This is a genomic window from Serratia sp. CoH_134_PS_4, assembly GCF_058190535.1.
In genome coordinates, this window is the sequence record NZ_JBXWKI010000032.1 from 1 (window position 1) to 5,909 (window position 5,909).

At 44.8% G+C, this 5,909-nt stretch carries 6 protein-coding genes; all 6 read right to left on the minus strand.

Annotated features, from left to right (window positions below):
- Positions 1–149: 149 nt before the first annotated feature.
- The 6 genes from AC2FCQ_RS24440 to AC2FCQ_RS24465 all read right to left on the minus strand — a co-directional run bounded on the left by AC2FCQ_RS24440 (position 150) and on the right by AC2FCQ_RS24465 (position 5,660).
- Positions 150–353, minus strand: coding sequence for an Hha/YmoA family nucleoid-associated regulatory protein (locus AC2FCQ_RS24440; protein ID WP_219015165.1), 204 nt, complete (start codon positions 351–353; stop codon positions 150–152).
- A gap of 65 nt (positions 354–418) precedes the next feature.
- Entirely contained in the window at positions 419–853 is a 435-nt protein-coding gene (locus AC2FCQ_RS24445; RefSeq protein WP_241391971.1) for an H-NS family histone-like protein, read from the minus strand.
- Positions 853–3,003 carry a type IA DNA topoisomerase gene (locus AC2FCQ_RS24450; protein ID WP_261136813.1) on the minus strand — a complete coding sequence of 717 codons (2,151 nt, stop codon included), beginning with the start codon at positions 3,001–3,003 and terminating at the stop codon, positions 853–855. Before AC2FCQ_RS24450 ends, AC2FCQ_RS24445 begins: the two co-directional genes overlap by 1 nt.
- A gap of 64 nt (positions 3,004–3,067) precedes the next feature.
- Entirely contained in the window at positions 3,068–3,484 is a 417-nt protein-coding gene (locus tag AC2FCQ_RS24455) for a hypothetical protein (protein ID WP_261136814.1), read from the minus strand.
- Between the two features lie 10 nt (positions 3,485–3,494).
- Positions 3,495–5,219 (minus strand): PcfJ domain-containing protein, encoded by a 1,725-nt coding sequence (locus AC2FCQ_RS24460; protein ID WP_261136815.1) that lies wholly within the window; start codon positions 5,217–5,219, stop codon positions 3,495–3,497.
- A gap of 12 nt (positions 5,220–5,231) precedes the next feature.
- Entirely contained in the window at positions 5,232–5,660 is a 429-nt protein-coding gene (locus tag AC2FCQ_RS24465; RefSeq protein ID WP_261136860.1) for a restriction endonuclease, read from the minus strand.
- Positions 5,661–5,909 lie beyond the last annotated feature (249 nt).

Genomic DNA, 5,909 nt, shown 5'->3' on the forward strand with positions numbered 1-5,909 from the left:
TCTGGCTTCACTCATGTGGATTTGTGGATAACAAAGGTGGGATATGATGGCATTTCAAGTCGCTGCAGCACGATACCTGGTGCGAAAACACCATCATATATCGGTCACACTCTTTGCCGGCCAAGCTGGTTCTGATAGTAAAAATGGAATTACTTCACGTACTTCCAGGCTGAGATCGGCACCTTATCAAAGATACGGCCAACGGCCAGTTCGGCTTTCCGGTGGTCATATGCACCCAGGAAAAACTCAACGTCACCTTGTACCACTTTATCACGCATGTGCTCATACATCCGCTCCAGCGTATCTGCACTGCTGGCCTTACGAAACCTGAATAGAAACGCTTTCTTATCCATTTTACCGTCCAAAAAAAATCCGACACATCAGAAATATGTCGGATATATATTGTTAATTATATTACTTATTGGTTTGTCGGGATAAGGAAGCTGTCTAACGATTTTCCATGATCCAATGCGTCTTGAATCGGCTTCGGTTTCCGTCCAACACCTGACCAGTATTGAAGTTGCCCATTTACTTCAAATTGGTACTTAGGCGCACGTTTTACACCTGTTTTCGATTTTTTTGACGAGCCAGAAGATTCAACACCCAGCAACAGTTCGCTCGGGTCGAAACCTTCTGATTGGATCAGCTGGAGTAACTCCATACGTTTCGTCTCGCGTTCAGCACGCTCTCGTTTTTCACGCTCGGCATCTTCACGGCGTTCTTCGATGACAGCACTAAATTTTTCCTGCATCTCCAGCAGTAAGTCATAATCCGTTTCACGCGCAAAGGCTCGCACAGAACGGATGTTAGAGAGGATTCGTTTTACTTCGCTGTAGATTTCGTTGTCGCTCATTATTTCCCCTTAGATTTTTGAGAGAATTCAAAGCCCAGCTTACCTGTGGCTTTATCCTGCAAAACCAAAGTCGCATCGAACTTTTTACCTGCTTTGCTGGTGAATCCTTTAATTTCGTTAGACTTGCCTTTCTTTATAATCGTTTCAACCTGATTCACTGTCAACTTTTTCTCTGCCACTATAGCCCAGATTTTAAAATCGCAACCCGTACAGGCATAAATTTTTGGTCGAATCATAATTTCGTTACTGCAAGAAGGGCATTTTTCGTTAAGACGAGGGATTTTACCGTCTTCCCTTTTCTCACCTTTAATTTCTCCTACATTAACGTCTTTAAGTTGCTCAGTCAAAAATCCATACAAGTCGGTTACGAACTGTTCGACAGTTAACTTACCTTCTGCGATTTGTAATTGTTGTTCAAACCAAAGTGCCGTCATATCAGGTTGAGTAGCAACGTCTGGCAACGCATCAAAAAGTGCAAGACCGGTTTCTGTAGGAATAAGTTTTCCCTTTTCAACGACGATAAAGTTACGCTTTTTGAGCGTCTCTATAATCGTTGCGCGGGTCGCCTCAGTGCCGATCGAACCATGCGCCTGATCGTTGTCCTTATCCTTCTCCTTTAACAGCTTCTTAATTTCAACATTATCAACAAAATCAGCGATGCGTGTCATTGCCGAGATTAAACTCGCCTCATCAAAAAGTTTGGGCGGCGTGGTTTCTTTCTCTTGAACGGTTGCTGATTCGCACCGCCCATCCTGGCCTACCTGCAATTGACTCACCACGTCAAAGGCCGTTTCTGCCGCGTCATCTTCACTGACTTCTTTCGGCTCTTTCAAATACGCCTCGAAGCCGGGATGGATTTCTTTCGTTGCACGGTAGGTAAATGTCTGACCATTGACTTCAATACGGCCAGTGGCTTCCTGGAAGCGTTTAGGCGGCATAAATTGGATTAAATACTGCTTGGCTATGGCCGTGTAGACATTGCGCTCATCAGTGCTCAGTTTATCCAGGTCAGGCACGTTATCGGTTGGAATGATCGCCGTGTGCGCCGTCACCTTGGCACTGTTAAACGCTTTGCTCTTGCGCGTGGTATCTACGTCTGCGTCAGCAAACGCGGCACTGGCTTTCAATGCGGCCACCACGTCCGGGGCTTCCGAAAACTGTTCATCGGACAAATAAGCGCAATCAGAACGGTTATAGGTGATCGCTTTGAACTTCTCGCGCAATCCCTGTGTAACTTCCAGCGTCCGGGCGGCAGACATGCCGTGATCGCGGTTCATTTGCTGCTGTAGTTTACTGAGGTTAAACGGCAACTTAGGCGCAGTTTCCTTATCCTTAACGGCGGCTTCAGTAACTCGCGCTGGTTTACCGTTCACCAGGGTGGCCAGCTCGTCGACATAGCTTTTTTGGAGCACATGCCCTTTGTCATCGACCGGGGCATCCTCTGGGAATTGCAGCCGCGCAGTGAGGCTACCGGAACCCAATGTAAAAGCACCATCGAGCATGTAGTAATAGGACTTGCTGTGTGCCTTGTTGGCACGCCAGCGGCGAACAATAAGCCCCAGCGTGGGCGTCTGGACACGTCCGACCGACAGCACGCCACGATACCCCTGTGATTGCGCTTCAATGCTGTAGGCGCGTGTCGAACTCAGCCCATAAATCTCATCGCCTACACTGCGTGAAAGTGCCTTGAGATAATCCCCATGAAAATCTTTGTTGTCACGCAGATCGGCCAGGGATTTTTTAACGCCTTTATCAGTGTTATCGTTAATCAGTACACGCTTAACCGGCTTATCATTTCCGCTATAAATCAAAAGTTCATCAACCAACAGTTGCCCTTCATCGTCTGGGTCGCCAGCGTGGACTATCACATCGGCTTGTTTAATTAGCTCAATAACTTTATTTACATGGTCAACCTTATCCGGTGAAATCTCATACTGCGGCGGGTACAGTTTTAACGGTAAATCTTCTTTTCGCCATTGTTTATACACCGGGTTATAAACTTCTGGCTGTACGGTTTGTAAAACATGACCGAACAGCCAAGACACTTTATCGTTACCGCAATCAATATATGCACCTTTGTGGCTGCCACCGCCAAGGGCGGCAGCAATGTCTTTGGCTACAGCCGGTTTTTCTGCAATAAAAAGTCTCATTTTTAATCCTAGATTGATGGGTTGAATTTACACGATTCTCATAACGCACTCGCGCTCATCATATTTACTTTAACTCTCTATTATTGGAAAAAGATACTTTCGACTTGAAATTTTCACTAATGGTTTTCTCCTCGACTCGATATCTTTTACCCGGGAAGTCCCTCGGGTAATCTCGGCTATGAAACTCCCTATCTTTAACATGGTTTTGAGCATGGGATACTGATGCCAAATCACTTAAAAATGAATCCTGAGAAAAAATCCAGCCTTCAACCCACGGACATCGTTCCAATACGTCAGGGAAGTCTTTATAAAGCAACTCGAGAAGTTCACGGTTTTCATCAATACGCTTAAAAACGCCTCGATTAGAAAAATTAATTACATTAACTATTTTTTCCTTATCATCAAATCTTTTCATTTTAAAAATCATTAAAACAAGAAGCACGGAAAACAAAATAAAAACAACAATCAACGTCAGAATCATATTTACCTCTTCAGTTTATGCTCGCATTGACCAGGGATAGTATTTTTTTACCGAGATTTTCCATGCGGCGTGAAACCGAACTGTTCTCAGTTCCTCGTATCTGGTCAAACATATAAGTAGATTTATGGTGTTCTCGCGAAACGCCTAATGTGGCACGCTCATCATCACAGATGATGGAGAAAACCCGATAGTTACCGTATGCACAGTCACGGCGATAACTGGCAACACAGTGGCACATTTCATCACCTTCTTTATACAGATCGTCCACAGTGGTGATTTCTTTGACTCCGGGGTTTATCGTCGACAAATCGACATTAACACCAGTCCACGATGCCTTATCAACATCATCATCACAGAAAGAACCATCATGATAATCGCCATATAAGGCATCATCGCGTCTCAATCCTTGAGTCCACTCCTCCGCAAGCCTCCAGAATGAAGGCCAGCTCTGATTTTTGTGGATACTAGATTCAGTGCGATAAATCCAGTCAATAACATGCTCCAAATGGTTAACCTCCGTCCTCCATCGCCCTTCTTGTTCCTTAAAACCAATGTTGCGGTAAAGGTCTGTATAATATTCCAACCATTTTTCACATACCCGATAGATTTCAGCCGCTTGTTCTGTCCGGAAGTGAGCGGCGAGGTACTCCATAACCCAGAAAATAACTTTAACCGGATAGCATTTGATATGTGGATTACGCAGTAACTTGATAACCGTTTTTAACTGTTTTTCTTTTTTCTGTGTATCTGCCCTGGGTATCTCTTTCAACATCGCGACCAAGGTAGGGCTGACATGGCGCAATTTTTTAAAATCGCCATACGTTATCTCATCTGGAAAAGAAAGCTGTTCGAATAACTCCCTTGTTTTACCAGAAAGCCGAAACGTATGTTTACCCTGCTGCCGATGAAGAAGGCCAACCATCGGCCAAAGCCCTTTGAAGTCCGTGTCATTTTCAATGAGAATACGCTTGGAAAACACCAAATAACCTGAAAAGGTCGCATTAGTTAAAGACTGACGTATAATTGAGCACCAGTCTGATTTTGCATACTGAGAAAAAATCGACTTATCTACCATTTCCCAAATATGCTTGCAAAGTAATTTAGCGGCTGCATCCCTAACCGACTCTGAAACGAATCCCCAACTCCGAATTCTTATTTTTTTAACCATGTCGTCATAGAATTGTGTTCTAGACGTGTAGCCCACCGATTTGGGATAGTCATGAGGATAAGAGAAATCCTTTTCCCCAAGCTGCTGACACAAATCATCATGGTAATATAATGATATTACTTCTTGAGGGAACATCGACGAAATTAATTTAGTCTTCTGATTCCGTTCTCTAACACGAAAAAGTGTTGTTTTTATTCGCATAGAGAATCCGGACTTAACAAGAGAGTCAATCACTTGACTAATCGCTGCTGTTAACCACTCATTCATTGAGTAGGTGATATTTTTACGCCAAAAAAGCCAGATAGGAACCGGTAATGATTTTCTTCTTCGCCACTCACCGGTGCTTGCTGTTTTTAAATGGTAGGCCCATTGCGTAACCGCTCCATTTAATTTGTTTTTTTGTATCCGGAAAACGCCACAAACAGTGATGCGATAAAACATCTCATCATCATTTATTTTTACCAGCCTAAATACTCCATTTTCAATGCAAATCTGGAATACATCATGCAGAGAAAATGCCACATCGTCGCTACCTGCCATTTTTGATGGCAAATTTTTACGTTCCATTTATCCACCATGTTAAAAAGAGAAGGGTTTATTGATATCGATAAAGTCCAGCAACCGGCTTCCGGACAGCATCACTATGCCTGGATGACCGTTAACCAAGTCTTTGGAGCCGCTTGAGGTTCGCCCGGTATGGCAGAACAAACCTTTGCACTGGAATCGCTCGACCAGTTCAATAAATTCCAGGACATGCCGTTTATTGATGAGATTGCTGTAACGCTTGGCCTGGATGAGGTACAGCTCATCGCCACACCAGACTTTGCCATCCAATCCGCCATCACCGGAGTAGCGCTTGTTGCGTTGGATCGTGAAGCCGCGCCGCTCAAATACCTCGAGAAGCAGCTCTTCAAAGGTGTAGGGGTCAATCTTGCGTAGATACGCCAGGCGTTGGCCTGGATGTGGAATGTCGTCGAGTTTAGCCAGGATACGGCCAGCCTGGCGGATCTTGCGCCGGTGCCTCCGCGTTCTACGCCGCCAGGACAACCAGGCGAAGAGCAGCAACACAGCCAGTAACGCTATAGCATGAAGTAAGTGAAAGTTCATTGGCATTCGCTATCAAAAGTTGCGGCGCCGGCACGATGGCCAACGCGAGAATGACAGTATTTGTTCAGCCTGGTCAGCTGCAGCTGGGAAAGGTTTGCTATCACACCATCATCAGAGCGTTATCCACAAATCCATATGAGCGTAGCCAGT